Raw genomic sequence first — 20,120 nt, 5'->3', positions numbered from 1 at the left:
CAGTGAACTCTGAGAGGTGCAATCGTGTCACGTACAATTATGCTCATTCCGACCGGCACCAGCGTCGGCTTGACCAGCGTTAGCCTTGGCGTTATTCGCGCCATGGAACGTAAAGGCGTTCGACTGAGCGTTTTCAAACCCATTGCTCAACCACGCGCCGGTGGCAATGCGCCCGACCAAACCACCAGCATCGTACGCAAAAATTCCGGTATTCCTGCGGCAGAACCGCTGCCCATGTCACGCGTTGAATCCTTGCTGGGATCCAATCAGCAGGACGTGCTGATGGAAGAAATCATTGCCCGCTATCATGCAAATACGCAGGATGCAGAAGTGGTGCTGGTGGAGGGCCTGGTGCCCACGCGCAAACATCAGTTTGCCAGCGCCCTTAACTACGAAATTGCCAAAACACTGAACGCTGAAATTGTGTTTGTGACCGCGCTGGGTAATGACTCGCCGGCCCAGCTTAAAGAACGTATCGAACTGACGCAAAGCAGCTTTGGCGGTGCGAAGAATAAAAACATCACCGGCGTCATTATTAACAAGCTGAACGCGCCGGTCGACGAACAGGGCCGGACGCGTCCCGACCTGTCTGAAATCTTCGATGATTCCACGAAGGCCAGCATTGCCAATATCAATCCCGACCAATTGTTTGCCAACAGCCCGTTGCCCATCCTGGGTTGCGTGCCGTGGAGCTTTGATCTGATCGCGACCCGCGCGATTGATATGTGCCGCCACCTGAACGCGCGCATCATTAATGAAGGTGAAATTCAGACGCGCCGCGTGAAGTCGGTAACCTTCTGTGCCCGCAGCATTCCTCATATGCTTGAGCACTTCCGTCCAGGCTCGCTGCTGGTCACCTCCGCAGACCGTCCGGATGTACTGGTTGCCGCCTGTCTGGCCGCCATGAACGGCGTAGAGATTGGGGCTATTCTGTTAACCGGTAACTACGAGATCGACGAGCGGATCGCCAAACTGTGCGAACGCGCGTTCCAGACCGGTCTGCCGGTCTTTATGGTCAAAACCAATACCTGGCAGACATCACTGAGTCTGCAAAGCTTCAATCTGGAAGTGCCGGTAGACGACACACAGCGCATTGAGAAAGTGCAGGAATATGTCGCAGGCTACATCAATGCAGACTGGATTGAGTCGCTGACCGCCACCTCTGAACGCAGCCGTCGTCTGTCCCCGCCGGCATTCCGTTATCAGTTGACCGAGCTGGCACGTAAAGCCGGTAAACGCATCGTCCTGCCAGAAGGCGATGAGCCTCGCACCGTGAAAGCGGCCGCGATCTGTGCCGATCGCGGCATTGCGACCTGCGTGCTGTTAGGTAACCCGGATGAAATTCAGCGCGTGGCCGCAGTACAGGGCGTTGAGCTGGGTAAAGGCATTGAGATTGTTGACCCTGAAGTGGTTCGCCAGAACTACGTTCCGCGTCTGGTTGAACTGCGTAAAAACAAAGGCATGACCGAAGTGGTGGCGCAGGAACAGCTGGAAGACAACGTGGTGCTCGGTACCATGATGCTGGAGCGTGGCGAGGTAGACGGCCTGGTTTCAGGTGCGGTGCATACCACGGCCAATACCATTCGTCCGCCGTTACAGCTGATTAAAACCGCCCCGAACAGTTCTCTGGTCTCGTCGGTATTCTTTATGCTGCTGCCGGAGCAGGTGCTGGTCTATGGCGACTGCGCGATTAACCCGGATCCTACCGCTGAACAGCTGGCTGAAATTGCTATCCAGTCTGCCGATTCCGCCAAAGCCTTCGGTATTGATCCGCGCGTGGCGATGATCTCCTACTCGACCGGTAACTCCGGGGCAGGAAGCGACGTCGAAAAAGTGCGCGAAGCTACCCGTCTGGCACAGGAAAAACGCCCGGATCTGGTCATTGACGGTCCGCTGCAGTATGACGCGGCGATTATGGAAGACGTCGCGAAATCGAAAGCGCCAAACTCGCAGGTCGCGGGTCGCGCAACGGTATTTATCTTCCCGGATCTGAATACCGGTAACACCACCTATAAAGCGGTGCAGCGCTCAGCCGATCTGATTTCTATCGGACCGATGTTGCAAGGGATGCGTAAACCCGTTAACGACCTGTCGCGCGGTGCGCTGGTGGACGACATCGTCTATACCATTGCCCTGACAGCGATTCAGTCACTCCAGGCGGAAGGCCAGTAACAAACCGCCTGACCGGTAGTGAGAACAAAGAGCATGCAGCCCGCATGCTCTTTTTTTATTGCAATGTCACATCCAGCGCACGTAAATGCTGTGGCTGCCAGGAAAGCATAACCTCGCTCCCCGGTTTCCACTCAGGCGCGACATCGGATGAGGCCAGTTTCACCATAAAATTCCCCTGCCCGGCCACGTCGGTCAGCATGCGGACATGATCACCCAGATAGATAAACTGTTGAATGGTAGCCTGCACAGACTGGTCGCCCGGTTTTGGTGCGTTCACGTTGATGCGTTCGGGCCGGATGCTGAGCTGGATACGTTTGCCAGGCGAACTGGGTCGGACTTTCAGCGCGTCCAGATGAACGCCATTATCCAGTGCCACCTGATAATACTCGCCCTTTTGACCCGATTGTGTGGCTAACAGGCAGTTATTTTCGCCGATAAACTGTGCAACAAAGGCATTATCTGGCTGCTCATAAAGCTTACTCGGGCTGTCCATCTGCTGAATCATGCCATCATTAAACACCGCGACCCGGTCTGACATGGTCATTGCTTCGCTCTGGTCATGCGTGACGTAAACGATGGTCAGCCCAAGCAGGTTGTGCAGCTGTTTGATTTCCATCTGCATATGCTCACGCAGTTGTTTATCCAGTGCCCCTAACGGTTCATCCATCAGGATCAGCCTGGGTTCAAAAACCAGTGCCCGCGCCAGCGCTACACGTTGCTGCTGGCCACCCGACATCTGGGCAGGATAGCGATCGGCCAGCGAGGTCAGTTTAATCATATCCAGCACGCGCTTAACCCGCACTTTGATATCCGCTTTGCTCAGGCGACGTATGGATAGGGGAAATGCCAGATTCTCCGCCACGGTCATATGGGGAAACAGCGCATAATTCTGAAACACCATGCCGATATCACGCTGATGGGGCGGCAGCGTGTGCAGGGGTTTATCACGCAGCAGAATCTCGCCATCGGTGGGCGTTTCAAAGCCCGCCAGCATCATCAGGCTGGTGGTTTTCCCCGATCCTGAGGGCCCTAACAGCGTCAAAAACTCCCCTTCTGCCACGTCCAGATTAAGGTTGCGCACCACCAGCTTGTCGCCGTCGTAGCTCTTTTTGATATTCCTGAAACTGACAAAATTTCTCATGGCGTACTCTCGAAAACAGGATGGAAAGGGTTTCGGCACGATTCATGCATCATCCGTTTGACATGCGAATCCTGGCGGGCCTTTTTTTAGCACTACCATAACGCCGCTGATTCGCACAAGCAGAATTTGACAAAATAAAACGAACAGGCTTGCAAAACCTTCTTGCAGACCATTGTATTTTATTGCCTTTTTAAATTTAACATTACATTAACGTGAATAAGATCACAGAATCAGGCAAGGTAAGAGGGTGCACACTTGTGGTGCCTCAGGGGGAAACTGAGGCGATTTGCAGGTGGTGTTCCAGACGGGCAAGGACAGGCGCGAACGCATTGGGGATATCCGCTTCGTCAACGCAGGCATAGCCCAAAAGTAACCCACGCTGCGGCGTGCCTTGCAGGTAGTAGGAAGACAGCGGGCGCGTCAGCACACCGCACTGTTCAAGCTCAGCGCTGAACGCCACATCGTCGATGCTGTCGGGCAGTCTGAGCACCAGATGCAGCCCCGCATTGCTGTGATGCACAATCCAGTCGGCCCCCAGCGACTGGCTGATCACGGCGACCAGCGCCGCGCGGCGACGACTGTAGATCTGCCGCATCCGCCGTACATGAGCCGCATAGTGCCCTTCGCGGATAAACGCGGCCAGCGTGAGCTGCACCAGCCCATAACCGCCGCGATAGAGCTCGGAGTGCGCCATTTTCATACGCGTAGCCATGGATTTAGGCACCACCATGTAACTGAGTCGAATGCCGGGATACAACGTTTTGCTGAACGTCCCCAGGTATATGACAGGCGCATCCGCCGCCAGCCCTTGCAGCGCGGGCATCGGGCTGCCGGAAAAACGGAACTCGCCATCGTAGTCATCTTCCACCACCCAACTGCCGCTGCGCTTCGCACGCTCCAGTAACTCATGCCGCCGTTGCAGGCTCATCACCGCACCCAGTGGATACTGATGGGAAGGCGTCACGCAGATTAAACGCGGCGCAGGGCTGTCAGGCTGCTCCGGGGGCAGCACCAGCCCCTGCTCGTCAACCGGCGTAGGGATCAGCGTAACGCCGTTCACCGCCAGCACGTTACGAATGCCCCAGTAGCCAGGTTCCTCTACCAGCGCCCGGTCACCCGGATCGCACAGCATCTTTGCCAGCAGATCCAGCGACTGATGCGTGCCTGCGGTCACCAGTACCTGCTCGGGGCTGCAGTTGACGGAACGAATCACCCGCAGGTAATCGGCCAGCGCCTGTTGCAGCTCGGTGCAGCCGCCGTGGCTGGCATAGCTCAGGTTCTCAACGGGCAGGCGTCGGCTCAGACGAAGCTGGATTTTGCGCCAGATGTCGTGCGGCATGTGACTGACATCCGGTACGCCGGGCATAAACGCCCCCCACTGATGACTTCCGGCACCGCTGTTTGCCAGTAATCGCGATCCCCGACGGGACAGCCTGACGGGCTTCATTGGCGGCGAAACCGGCCTGACCAGCGGCCCGCCTGGCACCTCTTCAGGCAGCACCGCACTGACAAACGTGCCGCTACCTGTGCGGGTTTGTAAGTACCCCTCTGACTGCAACTGTTCATACACGGCCAGTACGGTATTGCGTGAGACCGCGAGTTCGCGAGCAAGGTCGCGGCTGGCGGGCAGCCGTGTTGCGGTGGCAATGGATCCATCCTGAATCGCCGCCTGCAGCGCGTCATACAGTCGCTTATTCAGCGTACCGCCGGACAGCGCGGCCAGCCGTTGTGCAAGCAGGTCACCGAGTAAGCTTCGCAAAATTGGTACCTCAAAATAAAAAAAACTGGCTCTGGATTATAAAACCCTGAAAACGCTAAAACCAAGAAGGCAAATTCCACTGTAACAATATGGAAACAAACACCACGAGGTCGCGTTATGAGTAACAGTGAAGTGCAGGTCCGTCGTCTCAATGCCACGCCACGCGGCGTGGGCGTCATGTGCGATTTCTATGCGGTGAAAGCTGAAAACGCCACGCTGTGGGATCACCAGGGCCGCGAAATCATCGATTTCAGTGCCGGCATTGCCGTACTGAACACCGGACACCGTCATCCTAAGGTCATCGCCGCCATCAAGGAACAGCTCGACTGTTTTACCCATACTGCATTTCAGATCGTGCCCTATGAAAATTACATCGCCCTTGCGGAAAAACTGAATGCGCGGGTGCCCGTCAACGGCCCTGCTAAAACCACCTTTTTCTCCACCGGCGCGGAAGCGGTTGAGAACGCGGTAAAAATTGCCCGCGCGGCGACCGGCCGTCCCGGCATCATCGCGTTTAGCGGCGCGTTTCACGGGCGCACCAACATGACGATGTCGCTGACCGGCAAAGTGACCCCGTACAAAACCGGTTTCGGCCCTTTTGCTGGCTCAGTATTTCATGCCCGCTACCCGAATGCACTGCATGGCTGTAGCGTCGAGGACGCGCTGGAGAGTGTACAAACGATTTTTCGCTGCGATATCAGCCCGCAGCAGGTCGCAGCGATCATTTATGAGCCGATCCAGGGTGAAGGCGGTTTCAATGTCGCACCGGCGGCCTTCGTCACCGCGCTACGTAAGCTGTGCGATGAACACGGCATCCTGCTGATTGCCGATGAGATTCAAAGTGGTTTTGCCCGCACCGGGAAACTGTTTGCCAGTGAGTACTATTCCGATGTGCAGCCTGACCTGATTACCATGGCGAAAAGCCTGGCCGGCGGGATGCCGTTGTCGGCCGTGTCCGGACGGGCTGAGATTATGGATGCCCCGTTACCCGGCGGGCTGGGTGGCACCTATGCGGGAAGTCCTCCTGCCATTGCAGCCGCACTGGCCGTACTGGAGGTGATTCGTGAGGAGAACCTGTGCGAGCGCGCCCTGCAACTGGGCGGGCAGCTGGCCGAAACGCTGAAAGGCGCGGGTTGTAACGCGCTGGCGGACGTGCGTGGGCGGGGTTCGATGATTGCGGCTGAGTTCTGCGACAGCACAGGAAAACCGCGCGCGGACATCGCCAAAGCCATCCAGCAGGCGGCACTGGACGAAGGCTTACTTCTGCTCACCTGCGGTGTCCACGGTAACGTGATTCGCTTCCTTTATCCGCTGACCATCCCGGATGCACAGTTCCGGACGGCATTAAATCTGCTGAATCGCATTCTCGGTCAACACTAAGTTGAGCTGGCTGGCTGCCCGTTCCGCAGTCAGCTGAGCTGATGGCATCAGGATTGCAACGCAAACACCAGGCAGTGAGTTCTGCCTGACAAGAATAATTCAGGAGTTCGGGGATGATGAAAAAAATAGCGGCAATGGTGCTGGCAGCCGTGGCGCTGCAGGCACAGGCGGAAACCCTCACGGTAGTGTCCTTCGGCGGGACGAATAAAGACGCACAGGATAAAGCGTTCTATAAGCCGTTCATGGCCGCGGGAAAAGACAGCATCGAAGCAGGCGAATATAACGGTGAGATGGCCCGCATCCGCGCCATGGTCGAAACCAAACAGATCGGCTGGGACGTCGTCGAACTGGAAACTCCGGAACTGGAGCGCGGTTGTGAAGAAGGTCTGTTTGAAACCCTGGACTGGAGCAAAATTGGCAATAAAGCGGACTTTGCCAAAGGCAGCGTCAGCGAATGTGGGGCCGGTTTCTTCGTCTGGTCAACGGTACTGACCTACGATGGCAACAAACTGAAAACCGCCCCCACGAGTTGGGCCGATTTTTGGGATGTAGAAAAATTCCCGGGCAAACGTGCGCTGCGTAAGAGCGCAAAATATACCCTGGAAATCGCGCTGATGGCGGATGGCGTGAAGCGTGAAGATGTTTATAAGGTGCTGGCCACACCTGCGGGCGTGGATCGCGCCTTTAAGAAGCTTGATGTACTCAAGCCCCATATTCAGTGGTGGGAATCCGGGGCACAGCCGCTGCAGTGGCTGGTATCAGGCGACGTTACGCTGGCCTCGGCCTATAACGGCCGTATCGGCACCGCCCAGGCAGAAGGCCATAACTTTAAAATCGTCTGGGATGGCAACCTGTATGACTTCGATAACTGGGCGATTGTGAAAGGCTCAAAACATAAAGCGCTGGCAGAGAAATTCATCGCCTTCTCGCTGCAGCCTGAGAACCAAAAGGTCTATGCCGAAAATATTCCTTATGGCCCCGCCAATATCAAAGCAGGCAAACTGCTGGCGGCGGATCGTCTGGCTCAACTGCCAACAGCGCCCGAAAACATGGCCAAAGCCGTACAGGTTAACGCCACGTTCTGGCTGGAGCATGGTGAAGAACTGGAACAGCGTTTTAACGCCTGGGCCGCGAAATAACCTGCTGCCGGACGCGATCCGGCAGCCCCTTTTCAGGAGGTCGGCATGAGTCAAAATCCCTTGATGGATTCAGCGCCCGTCAGCCGTACGGAACGCGCGTTCAGTCTGCGCCACTCGTTCAACCGGGCAGGTTGGTTAAAAACACAACGCTCTCTGTTTTTAGTGGCCCCGTTACTGATTTTCGTCGTGGTGTGCTTTTTATTCCCTATCGGCTCTATCCTCAGCATGAGCGTGAGCAATCCTGAGCTTAATGACGCCCTACCCCAAACCAGCCAGGCCCTGGCGAAATGGGACGGTAAAGCGCTACCGGATGAGAGCCTGTATGCACTGCTTGCAAAAGAAGTCAGCGCGGCACGCGAACAGGGCCAGATTTCGGGGATTGCGAAGCGGTTAAGTTATGAAGATAACGCGTTTCGCCGCCTGATCCTGGCCGTACCGCGCCAGGCGCCCGAGGATGGCCTTAACGTCAAAGCCACCCTTATCGACAAACAGCCCCTGTGGGGCGAGTTATCCACCTGGCAAACCCTGAAGCGCGTAGCAAAGCCTTATACCAGCTATTACCTGCTGTCGGTGTTTGACCATAAAGTCGATGCCAGAACGGGTGAAATCACCGCGCAGTCGCCGGATCAGGCGCTGTATGTCAACGTCCTGCTGCGCACCTTATGGATGGCCACCGTCGTGACGTTATTGTGCGTGGGGCTGGGTTATCCGCTGGCCTACTGGCTGGCGAAACAGCCTTCTAACCGGGCCAATCTGTTGATGATTATGGTGCTGCTGCCCTTCTGGACCTCACTGATTGTGCGGACGGCCAGTTGGATTGTGCTGTTACAGTCCGGCGGATTAATCAACCGCACGCTGATGGGCACCGGGCTTATCGACAGCCCGCTCACCCTGGTGTTTAACCGGGTGGGGGTTTACATCTCCATGACACATATATTGCTGCCTTTTATCGTGCTGCCGCTGTATGCCGTAATGAAAGGCATATCCGCCAGCTACGTCCGCGCAGCGGTGTCGCTGGGCGCGCATCCGTTTGTCGCCTTCTGGCGCGTCTATGTGCCGCAGACCTTTGCCGGGATCACCGCAGGTGCGTTGCTGGTGTTTATGATGGCGATTGGCTACTACGTGACGCCAGCCCTGCTGGGCGGCCCGGACGACCAGATGGTCAGCTACTTTGTCGCCTTCTTTACTAACAGCACGATGAACTGGGGCATGGCCGCCGCCCTGGGCAGCCAGTTACTGATCATTGTCACGTTACTGTATGTGGTCTATTCGCGCGTTACCCGCACTTCTTCTGAAGCCGCGGTGCGTTAAGGAGCAAATGATGAGACAACAAGGTTCCACGCTGCTGCGGGTCTGGCGTTACCTGTTTAATTTTTACGGTGCCGCCGCCCTGCTGTTTTTAATAGTGCCGGTGCTGGTGATCGTGCCGTTGTCGTTTAACGCCAGTTCGTTTTTAAGCTATCCCCTCAGTGGCTTTTCATTGCGCTGGTACGACGCGTTTTTCCATTCTAACGAATGGCTGGGCGCGCTGATGAACAGCCTGCTGGTGGCTCCGCTGGCCACCCTGCTGGCCACCGTGCTGGGCGTACTGGCCGCGATGGGCCTGGTACGGGGCGACTTTCGCGGTAAAGCGCTGGTGATGGCAGTCATCATTTCACCGATGGTTGCACCGGTGGTGATCATCGCGGTGGGCATGTTTTTCTTCTTTGCCAAACTGTCCCTGCTAAACAGCTATCTCGGGCTGGTTCTGGCTCATGCGCTGCTGGGCGTCCCGTTTGTGGTGATCACGGTCGTGGCCGTCCTGAAAAGTTACGACACCAACCTGACACGCGCCGCCGTCAGTCTCGGCGCCTCACCACTGCTGGCGTTTTGTAAAGTCACCCTGCCGCTGATTGCACCGGGCGTGTTTTCCGGGGCGTTATTTGCCTTCGCGACCTCCTTTGATGAAGTGGTCGTCACGCTGTTTCTTGCCAGCCCTACGCAGCGGACGCTACCGATTCAGATGTTTGCCGGTATCCGCGAGAACCTCGATCCCACCATTGCAGCGGCAGCCACCATTATGATTGCGGCCTCTCTGTTGCTCCTGATCGTGATGGAAGTGCTGCGCCGCCGTGGCGAAAAAATGCGTCAGCCGCAGCCGGTCTGATCCTCTTTACTTGCTTTGCGCACGCACCACACCGCCCTTTACACTGAGAGGGCGATTTTTTATTGATCCCGGGCACAGGCGCGTGATGTCAGCCACGATCCCCACAATGGGTTAACGATCAAACGTCTTAATGCAATACCCGACTGAGACATCGTCAAGACAGACTGGCGCGGTGGCGGAAAAGCGAAAGCCGACGCCCGAGGAAGAATGACGCTGCCCGCCAGGAAAAGGCTGCCGTCAATCGTATTGTGGAGCGCGTTGCCGCAAAAGAAGGAAGGATGCTTTGCGAACGGCAAGGCGTTCGCAAAGCAGAAAACTCAGTTGCTGTTTTCGTTATTGCGGCTCAGCCACAACGACAGCGCTTTGAGTGAATCATCGGTAAACTCGTCGCAACGGGCGGTGATTTCATCCGGCGTCATCCAGAAGATTTCATCAACCTCTTCTTCCTGCATCGCAAACGGGCCGTGAGAGACGCAACTGAACAATCCGCCCCAGACGCGGCAGTGCTCATCTTCGAAATAGAACTTGCCATGCTCCGCAAAGGGCACGTCGGCAATACCCAGCTCTTCTTCCGCTTCACGTCGGGCAGATTCCAGCATATCCTCACCGCTCTGCACCACGCCGCCTGCCGTCGCATCCAGTTTACCCGGCATAAAATCTTTGATTTCAGTACGGCGCTGAACCAGTATTTTCCCCATACCATCGTGAACCACGATATAGGTCGCGCGGTGACGTAAGCATTGTGCACGCATCTGCGCGCGCGTAGCCTGCGCAACGACTTCATTCTCTTCGCTTACGATATCGACCCACTCGATCTCGCCACCAGCAGTTTGATCCACCATCCGTAACCCTTTCCTGTTTAGCGTGTCTTCATGCACGCGCTGTTTGCCACATCTATATCATAGTGTGTCGTAAGGTAATCACTTATGACAACTTGAGCAAGCGCCGATCGCTAGCGATGTTTACCGCTCTCCGTCAACCACAACTGCACCGATGCACGCTGCCACTGAAACTCAGCATAATGCTGTAAACGGGCTGGCAAGGGATCACCGTGAAGCGCCAGTCGATTAAGCATGACAGCCAAATCGGTATCTGCAATCGACCACTCACCAAAAAGGTTTTGCTGCCCTTCCGGTAACAGCCGCTGTACGGCACTTATCAGCTTATCGGCCGCCTGAAGCGCAGCGGGCGTAAGCGGCGCAAAGCGCTCTGCGGCGAACAGCACTTCTGTGGGACGCTCCTGTCTGATCGGCAGCAAATCACTGCGTAGCCAGGCCTGAATCTCCCGGGCGCGCGCGCGTTTCTCGCGATCTTTAGGATAGAGCCGTTCAAATTCTGGCGCGGCAAAGCGCTCTTCAAGGTATTCACAAATGGCTGAGGACTCACTCAGCATAAACTCATCAACCTGTAACGTTGGCACACGGCAGGTCAGTGACAGGCTACGGTAGGTGTCGTCAAGCTGCTGGTTTTGGGATAAATCAATGCGCCTGACGCTAAAAGGGATCCCCTTTTCCGTCAGCGCAACGTAAACCGACATCACATAAGGACTGAAAAACGATGAATCTGACCACAGGGTAATGGAGGGGTAATTCATCTGCTACCTCGATATCGCTGACAGGGGTGCATCATGTTTACCGATTTTTATTTCTGAAAACAACCCGGTGCTGGTCCGATGTTTGCCGCCACCGCACGAAATTACGAAGCGGCTCACGCCAGCCGGGAACGACTCTTCTATGATGAAGTAAGCAAAAAATAAAAAATCAGACGGAGCCGCACTATGCATATCTTAATGACCGGTGGAACCGGGCTTATTGGCCGCCATCTTATTCCGCAGTTACAGGCGCGTGGTCACACGATCAGCGTGGTGACCCGCGATGTCGTAGCCGCACGGGAAACGCTGGGCGAAAATATCGCCTTCTGGTCTGGCCTCGCACAGCAGCATTCGCTGGATGGGGTGGATGCCGTGATCAACCTGGCCGGTGAACCGATTGCCGATAAACGCTGGACCGAGCCGCATAAGCAGCAACTGTGCGAGAGCCGCTGGCAAATCACAGAACGTATTGCCTCACTCATCAATGCCAGCACCACGCCGCCGCGCGTGTTGATTTCGGGGTCGGCGACCGGCTTTTACGGCAACAGTGGTGAAGTAGTCCTGACCGAAGAGGATCCCGGCCAGAATGAATTTACGCATACGCTCTGTGCCCGTTGGGAACAGCTGGCACTGACGGCACAAAGTGACCGGACGCGCGTCTGCCTGCTGCGCACCGGCGTGGTGCTGGCGCGTGAGGGCGGCGCCCTGAGCAAAATGAAACTGCCGTTCAGGCTCGGCGTCGGTGGCCCGCTCGGCAGCGGTAAACAGTATATGCCGTGGATCCACATCGATGACATGGTCAACGGCATCCTGTGGCTTCTGGATCATGACGACTGCCAGGGCCCGTATAACATGGTCGCGCCCTATGCGGTGCGCAACGAGCAGTTTGCCGCCACGCTGGGCGAGGTCATGCACCGCCCGGCTTTCATGCGCACGCCCGCCAGCGCCATTAAGCTGATGATGGGCGAATCCTCGGTGCTGGTGCTCGGTGGACAACATGTGCTGCCTAAACGGCTGGAGGCCGCAGGGTTTCGCTTCCGCTGGTATGACCTGCATGATGCCTTAAAGGACGTGGTTAAGGGGTAATGCCGGGGGAGCCTGTGGCTCCCCTTCTTCTATTGCGATGTTACTGCGGACCCTGACTTGCGCGCTGTACGTTGCGCGCCATGATGAGGCTGCGGCACACGGATAATAAACGTCAGCACCCCGGCAAACAGATACAAGCCGGTATAAGCCCACACCACCCCGACGATATCAAAAAACGGCAACAGCATAGAGGCGATGGCCGGCGCGACAAAATTGCTCATCCCCGCTGACAGGTTATAAACCGAGACCGCCGCGCCCTGATGATGCGGCTCCAGCGTGGGAAAGACGGCTGTCATCGGCACAAACGCCGCGACGAAAATCCCCAACATGACGGCCGGAATAAGGGCGACCATGAAGTTATGACCGGCATAAACGGGCAGATAGTAGAATGCCAGACTGGAGAGCGCCATGCCCAGACAGCCAAACCAGCGCACCTGACGGATCCAGCCAATCCGCTCGCCCATGATGCCCCAGAAGATATTGGTGAAGATGGTGACAAAGAAAAACACCGCCCAGATTTGTAACCATTCCGACAAGGTGAAACCCAGCCGATCCACAAACAGCAGCGGCATGATGATGGCAAAACCAAACAGCGACAGCGTATTAATAATGCGGATCAGGCAGGCGTAAAACACATGCTGATTAGTAAACAGGATGGTCACCGCCCGGGACATTTCCGTCATTTTCTCGCGCATCGGTAAGTTCACGCGTGAGCGGTCGACCGGCACATGGCGCAGGCTAAAAAACGCCAGTACGCCACCGCAGGCCACCCAGGCAATCGCCAGCCATAATGTCCCGGTTTCACCAAGAGAGGGAATAATCAGGCTGGGCAGATAGCTCCCTACCACACCAATCCCTACCGAATACATTGCCCAGAACCAGCCCGTCGCCGCCGCGAGGCGTTCACGCGGTAACACCTGGACCAGCAGCATCATAAAAGAATAGATAAACAGCGGATAAGCCAGGCCGCGAATGCCGTAGAACAGCAGCATAAGGGGATAATTACGCAGTCCCAGCCCCAGGCTCATGAACAGGGCATGCATGACAATCCACAAGACAAAACCGATTAACATGGCGCGCTGAGGCGTAATCAGTTCCGCCACCACGCCGGAGGCCCAGGCGGCCAGCGCGACCGCTAAACCGTAACAGGTAAACACCAGCGCCGACTGGCCCGGCGTGAAGCCCATATCGGTGATATGGCGTGACAGAAATGCCATTTCGAAACCGTCTCCTGCCATAAAAATCGCAATGGCGACGAATCCCCAGATCAGCTGTTTAGGCAAGCCAAACCAGTACGCAGTTGCATGCATAACGATGGTCCTTCTCTGTTCGGTTACAGGTGAATCAGGCCAGTGAACGGGTCTGAACTTGTTGGTGATATAGCGCGCGGAATCGTGCCAGACGTTGTTGCAGCACCGCGCGAAATTCGGGGTCCGGCAGATAGCGCGCCTGCACGGACGGTTTGCGGCATACGGTCGCTTCATCACCGCCCGTCGCCAGCCAGGCCAGTCGCGCCGCCCCCAGCGCGCCGGACGCGCTGGCCGGATGCGTCACCACCGGAGAGTCCAGCACATCGGCAATCAGCTGCGCCCACAGGCTGCTGCGCGCGCCGCCACCGGTCAGGCTGAACTGCGTGATGTCCTGCCGTCCGTCGCCCAGAACGGCCAGACCGTCGGCCAGGCCAAACGCGACACCTTCCAGCACCGCGTACCCCATGAGGGCGCGCTGGGTTTCATGGCGCAGGTCATAAAACGCGCCCGTGGCATCAGGGTCGTTATGCGGCGTGCGCTCGCCAGAGAGATAGGGCAGGAAAAGTGGGGCCCGCTGTTTCTGTGTTGGGCTCAGCTCAGCCACGTCCTCAAGCAGTTGATTTTCACTGACCGACAGCAGCTGACATACCCAGCGCAGGCAGCTTGCAGCACTGAGCATGACGCTCATCTGGTGCCAGCGACCAGGCAGCGCATGGCAGAACGCATGCACACCGGACTGCGGATCGGCCCGTAGCCGCTCGTTAACCACAAAAATCACGCCGGAGGTCCCAAGGGAAATAAACGCATCGCCTGGGTGAATGGCACCGACGCCGACCGCTGACGTGGCGTTATCGCCACCGCCGCCGGCAACGATCACCGCTGTCGACAGGCCCCATTCGCGGGCAAGGTCAGGTCGCAACGTGCCGCTGACCGCATTGCCCTCCACGATTTCAGGCAGCTGCTCGCGACGCAGCCCTGTCGCGGCCAGTAGCGCGTCTGACCAGTCGCGCGTCGCCACGTCCAGCCATAATGTTCCGGCGGCATCGGAGGGATCCGTCACCCACCGTCCGGTTAAGCGCCAGCGCAGGTAATCTTTCGGCAATAACACTTTGCTGATGCGGCTAAAGCAGGCGGGCTCATGCTGCGCAACCCAGCGCAGTTTGGGTGCCGTAAAGCCCGGCATGATCATGTTGCCGCTGATTTGCATCATCTCGGGATGGTGCTGATGTAGCCAGTTACATTCCGCCGCGCTGCGCGTGTCGTTCCACAAAATACAGGGCCGCAAAATGTCGCCCTGTTCATCCAGCAGCACCGCACCGTGCATCTGGCCGGACAGGCCTATCGCCGTGACAGCCGACCAGGCCTGAGGCGCCTGCTGGCGCAGACGCGCCATCACCTGTTGGCAGGCGTGCCACCAGTCATGCGGATGCTGCTCTGCCCAGTGCGGATGCGGCCGCTGCACCTGCAAGGTGGCATGTTCAGATGCCACAATGTCGCCCTGCGCATTCAGGATCAGCGCTTTCAGCTCGGATGTGCCAATATCGATACCCAGGTACATGTCGTTCCCCTATGCCACAGCCAGTTTCTGTTCCGGCTGGGCCAGCCATGTCGTGAGCCCGGCCACGGTAGCGGTGAGGCGTGCATGAAAATCGGCGGAAGTCGCCAGCGCCCCAAACAGGGAAGGCTGCGTCATATAGGTCCGCAACGGATCGGGCTGGGTGAACCACTGCTGAATCACGTCGGGTTGCAGAACACCATCCTGATAGTCGTAAGGCAGTTCGCCCAGCGCCCAGCGCTGCAAAAACAGATAAAACAGGGCCGGTAACACCACGCTGGCCGCAGGTGGCGTTCCGCGCTTATAGCACGCCTGCAAAGTGGGCGTGACCATCGCCGGGATTTTCGACAGGCCATCCGCCGCCACACGCTGGTTGGTGTCTTTGATCCAGGGGTTACTGAAGCGCGACAGTACGACATCGCGGTATTCAGCCAGATTTAAGGGACTGGGGGACAACGACGGGATGACATCCCGCGAAACATACTCCCGGGCCATCTGATGAATCGCTTTCTGCCGGGTACTTTCGTCGATGTAGCGCAAGCCGATCAGCGTGCCCGCCCAGGCAATCGCGCTATGGGTGGCGTTGAGGATGCGGATCTTGGCTTCTTCCCAGGGCAACACCGACTCCACCAGCTCAACGCCGACCTGCTCCAGCGCCGGACGCCCGGCAATAAAGTCATCCTCAATCACCCACTGGATAAAGGATTCCGCCATCACCGGCACCGCGTCATCTTTACCCGTGGCCGCCAGCACACGTCCGGCAATATCCGCCGTAGGACGCGGTGTGATCCTGTCCACCATGGTATTCGGCGAGGTGGTGTGAGTCCGCACCCAGTCAGCCAGCGCCTCGTTCCCTTGTGCGTTAAGAAACGCCAAAAAGCCCTGGCGGAAACGCTCACCGTTATGGCGCAGATTATCGCAGTTCAGCAAGGTAACGGGGCCGCCGCCGTTCGCGACGCGCGCTGCCAGGATCCGCGCCAGCGCACCGTAAAGGGTGCGCGCCTCGCCCTGCAGATCCGCGCGAATATCGGGCTGCTGTAGATCCAGCGCATGTTCCGTCGTCAGGTAGTAACCGGCTTCCGTCACGGTAAAAGAAAGGATCCGGGTGGCAGGATCGGCGCCCTGATGCACCAGGGCGCGAAGCGCCTTATCCCAGGGCAGAATCTTGCGAATCGAGGTAATCGTTTCATAGTCGCGTTCGCCCTGCGGCGTGACCGTTTCCAGCACATACTCGCCGTGCTGCGCAGCCAACTGGGTCAACAGCGGTGACGCATCCTCACGGATGTTTCCCAGCGCAATGTGCCACCGACTGTCCCCTTGCTGCATCAGCCGGTGCAGATACCATGCCTGATGAGCGCGATGAAAAGAGCCTGCCCCAATATGCATCCACACGGATGTTGTCATAGTCACCTCAATAAGCATTTGTCATAACAGAGGGCAATTGCCCGAACGCTGTATGTTAATCAGAGGTTACGAGTATTATCTGTGACAGATCTCACGATAAAAGCAATTGCCCAATACCTGAGCTTTTGCCCTGATAGGTTTTTGCCGGCTATACGCGATAAACTAGCGATTCGCTGAGAAGGGAATGCCGTGATGAACAAAGAAGAGAAAAAGCAGGAACTGGCTGCACGCGCCGCCTGGATGTATTACGTGGCCGGGTTAACACAGCAAGAGATTGCCCGGGCGCTGGGACTCTCCAGGCAGGTTGCCCAGCGCCTGATTTCAGGCGCACGCGAAATGGGTATGGTCAGCGTCAAGATTGACCATCCTGTCACGCACTGCCTGCGCCTGGCACACGCGGTGCAGGAAGCCTTTGGCCTGCAGCACTGTCGTGTCGTCCCTTCTGCCGGGCTGGATGACGACGCTATTCAGCAAATGCTGGCGGTCGAAGGCGCAGAGGTTATGTCGCAGTTTATCAACGATGACCAGCCGCAGGTGTTTGGTATCGGTTCGGGTAAAACTCTGCGGGCGATTATTGATGCCCTGCCCTGGGTGGAGCGGCCCCAGCACCAGTGCGTTTCCATGATTGGTGCTATTGCGCGAGACGACTCCGGCACCCGCTATGACGTGCCGCTCAAGCTGTCTGAAAAAATGCAGGGCAAGTATTTCTTTATTCCTGCGCCGCTGTATGCCGACAGTCCGGAAGATAAACAGATGTGGTGCCAGCATCAGGTCTATCAACGCGTGGTCAGTCGGGCCTTACAGGCCAGTATGACCTTTCTCGGCATCGGCGAAGTCACACCCGGCTGTCCGCTCCATGCTGAAGGGTTTATCACCGACAGCCAGGTTCAGGCACTCAACGCGCGCGGCGTCGTTGGCGAAATGCTTGGCCACTTTTTCAATCAACAGGGTGAACGTGTGATGGGCGAGACCGATGCGCTGCTCACCAGCGTCACGCTGGAAAGCCGGACAACGCGTCCGATCATCGGTTTTGCAGGCGGCGAGCGCAAATTTGCCGCCATTCGGGCGGCATTAACAGGCGGCTGGATCTCGGGTCTGGTCACGGACGAATCTACCGCCACGCGCCTGTTAAGCAATGGCTCAACAGGCGCGGATCGGCTTACTTAAGAGAACCTTTCAGGAACTGCTGAAGGCGCGGGCTTTTGGGATTGCCGAACAACTCTGTCGGCGGCCCCTGCTCTTCAATCTTACCCTGATGCAGGAAAATCACATGGCTGGAAACGTGACGGGCAAACTCCATTTCATGCGTCACCACCACCATGGTTTTGCCCTCTTCGGCCAGCTTCTGCATGATGCGCAGCACTTCCCCGACCAGTTCCGGGTCAAGGGCAGAAGTTGGCTCATCAAACAACAGCACCTCGGGCTCCATCGCCAGCGCGCGGGCAATCGACACACGTTGCTGCTGGCCGCCTGACAGGTGCACCGGATACTTTGACTGCGCCCGCTCATCAATGCCGACTTTATTCAAATAGGTGACAGCGCGTTCGCGCGCCTGGGCTTTGCTCAGGCCCAGCACCTGAATCGGCGCTTCCATGACATTTTCCAGCACCGTCATGTGGCTCCATAAATTAAAGTGCTGAAACACCATCGTCAGGCGGGTGCGCAGCAGGCGCAACTGCTCTTTGTCGGCCACCTTTAGCTGACCGTCGGTATCACGGACCAGCGAAATGGCGGTGTTATTGACCGTAATGGTGCCTTCGCTCGGTTTTTCGAGGAAGTTAATACAGCGCAAAAAGGTACTTTTCCCTGAGCCGGACGATCCAATAATACTGATGACATCGCCCGCATTAGCATGTAAAGACACGCCTTTTAATACTTCATGTTCACCGTAACGTTTATGCAGTTCGGTGACGCTTAATTTGTTATCAGCCATAGTCTTACTCAATGCGATGAAGAAGGTTTCACATGGGCCAGCCAGCGACGCTCCGCCAGGCGGAACAGGCTAATCAGTGTGTAGGAAATAATCAGGTACAGGACGGCCGCAATGCCAAACGCGGTAAAGGGCTGATACGTTGCCGCGTTGATGTCCCGGGCGATTTTGAGCAAATCAGGCACGGTTGCCGTAAAGGCCAGCGCGGTCGAGTGCAGCATCAATATCACCTCATTGCTGTAAACCGGCAAGGCGGTGCGCAGCGCAGAAGGCAAAATAATACAGCGATACAGTTTAAACGTTGAGAAACCATACGCGCGCGCGGCTTCAATTTCCCCGTGAGGCACAGCACGAATCGCACCGGCGAAAATCTCCGTCGTATAGGCGCAGGTATTCAGGGTAAACGCCAGTAAGGTACAGTTCAGCCCGCTGCGGAAAAACGCATTCAGCAACTCGGTGCCTTTCACGATCTCCAGCGTATACATGCCGGAATAGAATACCAGCAGTTGAACATACAGCGGCGTACCTCGAAAAACATAGGTAAAGAGCCAGACCGGCAGGCTGATAAAGCGATTCGGCGACACGCGTGCAATCGCCAGCAGTACCGCCATACAGCCGCCCAGCACCACCGAAACAATCAGCAGCCATAGCGTAATCGCCACGCCGGTGAAGCGGTAACCGTCAGTCCAGAGCAGTGATTTCCAGTACTCGTGGATAATCTCAATCATAGCTCTGCCCTCTTCACGCCAACCGTGTAGCGGCGATTGAGCCACCACAGCACGCCGTTAGACAGCGTGGTAAACACCAGATAGATCACACCCGCGACGATGGCGAAATAAAACGGCTGCCAGGTGCTCTTGCCCGCCAGCTGCGTGGCTTTAACCACATCTTCCAGCCCCAGCAGCGAGACCAGCGCGGTCGCTTTCAGGATCACCTGCCAGTTATTACCAATCCCGGGCAGCGCATAACGCATCATCGCCGGAAAGAGGATGCGACGGAAAACCTGGGAACCGGTAAAACCAAACGCGGTCGCGGCTTCGATTTGCCCTTTGGGCACGGCCATGAAGGCCCCGCGAAACGTCTCGGTAAAATAGGCCCCGTAGATGAAGCCCAGGGTGATAATGCCCGCGACCATAGGATCGATATCGAACTGCGCCAGACCCAGCGCATCGGTGATGTGGTTCAGCACTATCTGCAGACCGTAGAAGATCAGGAGCATCAGGACGAGATCGGGCACGCCACGAATCAGCGTCGTGTAGCCCTCAAAAATAAGCGACAGCAGGCGATGACGTGACAGCTTCGCGCCTGCGCCAATCAGCCCGAGAATCACCGCCAGCAGCACGGAACTCAGTGCCAGCTCCAGCGTGACCAACGTGCCTTTTAAAATGACATCAGAATAGCCATACAACATGGAAAAGATCCTGTCGTGGGGTGGAAACGGCGCTGAACCCGCCACGTGGGCGGGCAGCGTTGCTTCTGGTAAGGCATCAACCACAACGCAGAGGTTGCCGGGGCCAGTGCGGCCAGGGCAACCAGGCGTTATCCGGTCAGGCGATTACCAGAGGCA

The 20,120-nt window shown here is 57.0% G+C and carries 17 protein-coding genes; 7 read left to right on the top strand and 10 right to left on the bottom strand.

What is annotated here, in order from left to right:
- Positions 1 to 24: 24 nt before the first annotated feature.
- The gene (pta, locus tag RAC60_RS18610; protein ID WP_006120035.1) at positions 25 to 2,172 is read left to right on the top strand and encodes a phosphate acetyltransferase; all 2,148 of its coding nucleotides are present in this window, start codon (positions 25 to 27) and stop codon (positions 2,170 to 2,172) included.
- A 55-nt stretch (positions 2,173 to 2,227) separates the two neighbouring features.
- Here pta and RAC60_RS18605 read toward each other — a convergent pair whose 3' ends face one another.
- Positions 2,228 to 3,313: an ABC transporter ATP-binding protein gene (locus RAC60_RS18605; protein WP_039339690.1), complete on the bottom strand. Its 1,086-nt coding sequence runs from the start codon at positions 3,311 to 3,313 to the stop codon at positions 2,228 to 2,230.
- A gap of 265 nt (positions 3,314 to 3,578) precedes the next feature.
- A complete protein-coding gene (locus tag RAC60_RS18600; RefSeq protein WP_054633416.1) occupies positions 3,579 to 5,072 on the bottom strand; it encodes a PLP-dependent aminotransferase family protein in 1,494 nt (497 codons plus the stop codon).
- A gap of 117 nt (positions 5,073 to 5,189) precedes the next feature.
- Between RAC60_RS18600 and RAC60_RS18595 the strand changes: the two genes are divergently transcribed.
- The 4 genes from RAC60_RS18595 to RAC60_RS18580 all read left to right on the top strand — a co-directional run bounded on the left by RAC60_RS18595 (position 5,190) and on the right by RAC60_RS18580 (position 9,737).
- Positions 5,190 to 6,452, top strand: a complete 1,263-nt coding sequence (locus RAC60_RS18595) for a 4-aminobutyrate--2-oxoglutarate transaminase (RefSeq protein ID WP_039339696.1) — start codon at positions 5,190 to 5,192, stop codon at positions 6,450 to 6,452.
- Between the two features lie 113 nt (positions 6,453 to 6,565).
- Positions 6,566 to 7,591 carry an ABC transporter substrate-binding protein gene (locus RAC60_RS18590; RefSeq protein ID WP_033740647.1) on the top strand — a complete coding sequence of 342 codons (1,026 nt, stop codon included), beginning with the start codon at positions 6,566 to 6,568 and terminating at the stop codon, positions 7,589 to 7,591.
- A gap of 45 nt (positions 7,592 to 7,636) precedes the next feature.
- Entirely contained in the window at positions 7,637 to 8,902 is a 1,266-nt protein-coding gene (locus RAC60_RS18585; protein ID WP_375094131.1) for an ABC transporter permease, read from the top strand.
- A 10-nt stretch (positions 8,903 to 8,912) separates the two neighbouring features.
- Positions 8,913 to 9,737: an ABC transporter permease gene (locus tag RAC60_RS18580; protein WP_033740651.1), complete on the top strand. Its 825-nt coding sequence runs from the start codon at positions 8,913 to 8,915 to the stop codon at positions 9,735 to 9,737.
- Positions 9,738 to 10,054: 317 nt separating this feature from the next.
- Here the strand turns inward: RAC60_RS18580 and yfcD are convergent, their stop codons facing one another.
- Both yfcD and yfcF read right to left on the bottom strand, forming a co-directional pair.
- Positions 10,055 to 10,579: an NUDIX hydrolase YfcD gene (yfcD, locus tag RAC60_RS18575; protein WP_033740653.1), complete on the bottom strand. Its 525-nt coding sequence runs from the start codon at positions 10,577 to 10,579 to the stop codon at positions 10,055 to 10,057.
- A 110-nt stretch (positions 10,580 to 10,689) separates the two neighbouring features.
- Positions 10,690 to 11,331: a glutathione transferase gene (yfcF, locus tag RAC60_RS18570; protein WP_205958660.1), complete on the bottom strand. Its 642-nt coding sequence runs from the start codon at positions 11,329 to 11,331 to the stop codon at positions 10,690 to 10,692.
- A gap of 183 nt (positions 11,332 to 11,514) precedes the next feature.
- Between yfcF and RAC60_RS18565 the strand changes: the two genes are divergently transcribed.
- Entirely contained in the window at positions 11,515 to 12,414 is a 900-nt protein-coding gene (locus RAC60_RS18565) for a TIGR01777 family oxidoreductase (RefSeq protein WP_033740657.1), read from the top strand.
- Between the two features lie 29 nt (positions 12,415 to 12,443).
- Here RAC60_RS18565 and RAC60_RS18560 read toward each other — a convergent pair whose 3' ends face one another.
- From RAC60_RS18560 to dalD, 3 genes are read right to left on the bottom strand one after another with little or no spacing between them, the layout of a single operon-like run.
- Positions 12,444 to 13,724: an MFS transporter gene (locus RAC60_RS18560; RefSeq protein WP_033740658.1), complete on the bottom strand. Its 1,281-nt coding sequence runs from the start codon at positions 13,722 to 13,724 to the stop codon at positions 12,444 to 12,446.
- 34 nt (positions 13,725 to 13,758) lie between these two features.
- Positions 13,759 to 15,222, bottom strand: coding sequence for a xylulokinase (gene xylB / locus RAC60_RS18555; protein ID WP_375094130.1), 1,464 nt, complete (start codon positions 15,220 to 15,222; stop codon positions 13,759 to 13,761).
- Between the two features lie 9 nt (positions 15,223 to 15,231).
- Entirely contained in the window at positions 15,232 to 16,623 is a 1,392-nt protein-coding gene (dalD, locus tag RAC60_RS18550; RefSeq protein ID WP_375094129.1) for a D-arabinitol 4-dehydrogenase, read from the bottom strand.
- Between the two features lie 192 nt (positions 16,624 to 16,815).
- Between dalD and RAC60_RS18545 the strand changes: the two genes are divergently transcribed.
- On the top strand, positions 16,816 to 17,790 hold the full coding sequence (locus RAC60_RS18545) for a sugar-binding transcriptional regulator (RefSeq protein WP_375094140.1): 975 nt from the start codon (positions 16,816 to 16,818) through the stop codon (positions 17,788 to 17,790).
- On the opposite strand, the gene hisP is transcribed toward RAC60_RS18545, so the two are convergent.
- From hisP to RAC60_RS18530, 3 genes are read right to left on the bottom strand one after another with little or no spacing between them, the layout of a single operon-like run.
- Positions 17,783 to 18,556 (bottom strand): histidine ABC transporter ATP-binding protein HisP, encoded by a 774-nt coding sequence (gene hisP, locus RAC60_RS18540; RefSeq protein WP_033740666.1) that lies wholly within the window; start codon positions 18,554 to 18,556, stop codon positions 17,783 to 17,785. The genes RAC60_RS18545 and hisP overlap by 8 nt on opposite strands.
- Positions 18,557 to 18,564: 8 nt before the next feature.
- Positions 18,565 to 19,281 (bottom strand): ABC transporter permease, encoded by a 717-nt coding sequence (locus RAC60_RS18535; protein WP_033740667.1) that lies wholly within the window; start codon positions 19,279 to 19,281, stop codon positions 18,565 to 18,567.
- Complete coding sequence (locus RAC60_RS18530; protein ID WP_033740669.1) at positions 19,278 to 19,964, bottom strand: histidine ABC transporter permease HisQ; 687 nt, start codon at positions 19,962 to 19,964, stop codon at positions 19,278 to 19,280. Before RAC60_RS18530 ends, RAC60_RS18535 begins: the two co-directional genes overlap by 4 nt.
- Positions 19,965 to 20,120 lie beyond the last annotated feature (156 nt).

The organism is Pantoea sp. BR_17, from assembly GCF_041955125.1.
GTDB classification, from domain to species: Bacteria; Pseudomonadota; Gammaproteobacteria; order Enterobacterales; family Enterobacteriaceae; genus Pantoea; species Pantoea stewartii.
This window is presented reverse-complemented; position numbering and strand designations above follow the sequence as displayed.

Coding starts and splice junctions, on each gene's coding strand:
- RAC60_RS18605 (WP_039339690.1), bottom strand. CDS start 3,313: ATGAGAAATTTTGTCAGTTTCAGGAATATCAAAAAGAGCTACGACGGC.
- RAC60_RS18595 (WP_039339696.1), top strand. CDS start 5,190: ATGAGTAACAGTGAAGTGCAGGTCCGTCGTCTCAATGCCACGCCACGC.
- RAC60_RS18590 (WP_033740647.1), top strand. CDS start 6,566: ATGATGAAAAAAATAGCGGCAATGGTGCTGGCAGCCGTGGCGCTGCAG.
- RAC60_RS18585 (WP_375094131.1), top strand. CDS start 7,637: ATGAGTCAAAATCCCTTGATGGATTCAGCGCCCGTCAGCCGTACGGAA.
- RAC60_RS18580 (WP_033740651.1), top strand. CDS start 8,913: ATGAGACAACAAGGTTCCACGCTGCTGCGGGTCTGGCGTTACCTGTTT.
- yfcD (WP_033740653.1), bottom strand. CDS start 10,579: ATGGTGGATCAAACTGCTGGTGGCGAGATCGAGTGGGTCGATATCGTA.
- yfcF (WP_205958660.1), bottom strand. CDS start 11,331: ATGAATTACCCCTCCATTACCCTGTGGTCAGATTCATCGTTTTTCAGT.
- RAC60_RS18565 (WP_033740657.1), top strand. CDS start 11,515: ATGCATATCTTAATGACCGGTGGAACCGGGCTTATTGGCCGCCATCTT.
- RAC60_RS18560 (WP_033740658.1), bottom strand. CDS start 13,724: ATGCATGCAACTGCGTACTGGTTTGGCTTGCCTAAACAGCTGATCTGG.
- xylB (WP_375094130.1), bottom strand. CDS start 15,222: ATGTACCTGGGTATCGATATTGGCACATCCGAGCTGAAAGCGCTGATC.
- dalD (WP_375094129.1), bottom strand. CDS start 16,623: ATGACAACATCCGTGTGGATGCATATTGGGGCAGGCTCTTTTCATCGC.
- RAC60_RS18545 (WP_375094140.1), top strand. CDS start 16,816: ATGAACAAAGAAGAGAAAAAGCAGGAACTGGCTGCACGCGCCGCCTGG.
- hisP (WP_033740666.1), bottom strand. CDS start 18,556: ATGGCTGATAACAAATTAAGCGTCACCGAACTGCATAAACGTTACGGT.
- RAC60_RS18535 (WP_033740667.1), bottom strand. CDS start 19,281: ATGATTGAGATTATCCACGAGTACTGGAAATCACTGCTCTGGACTGAC.
- RAC60_RS18530 (WP_033740669.1), bottom strand. CDS start 19,964: ATGTTGTATGGCTATTCTGATGTCATTTTAAAAGGCACGTTGGTCACG.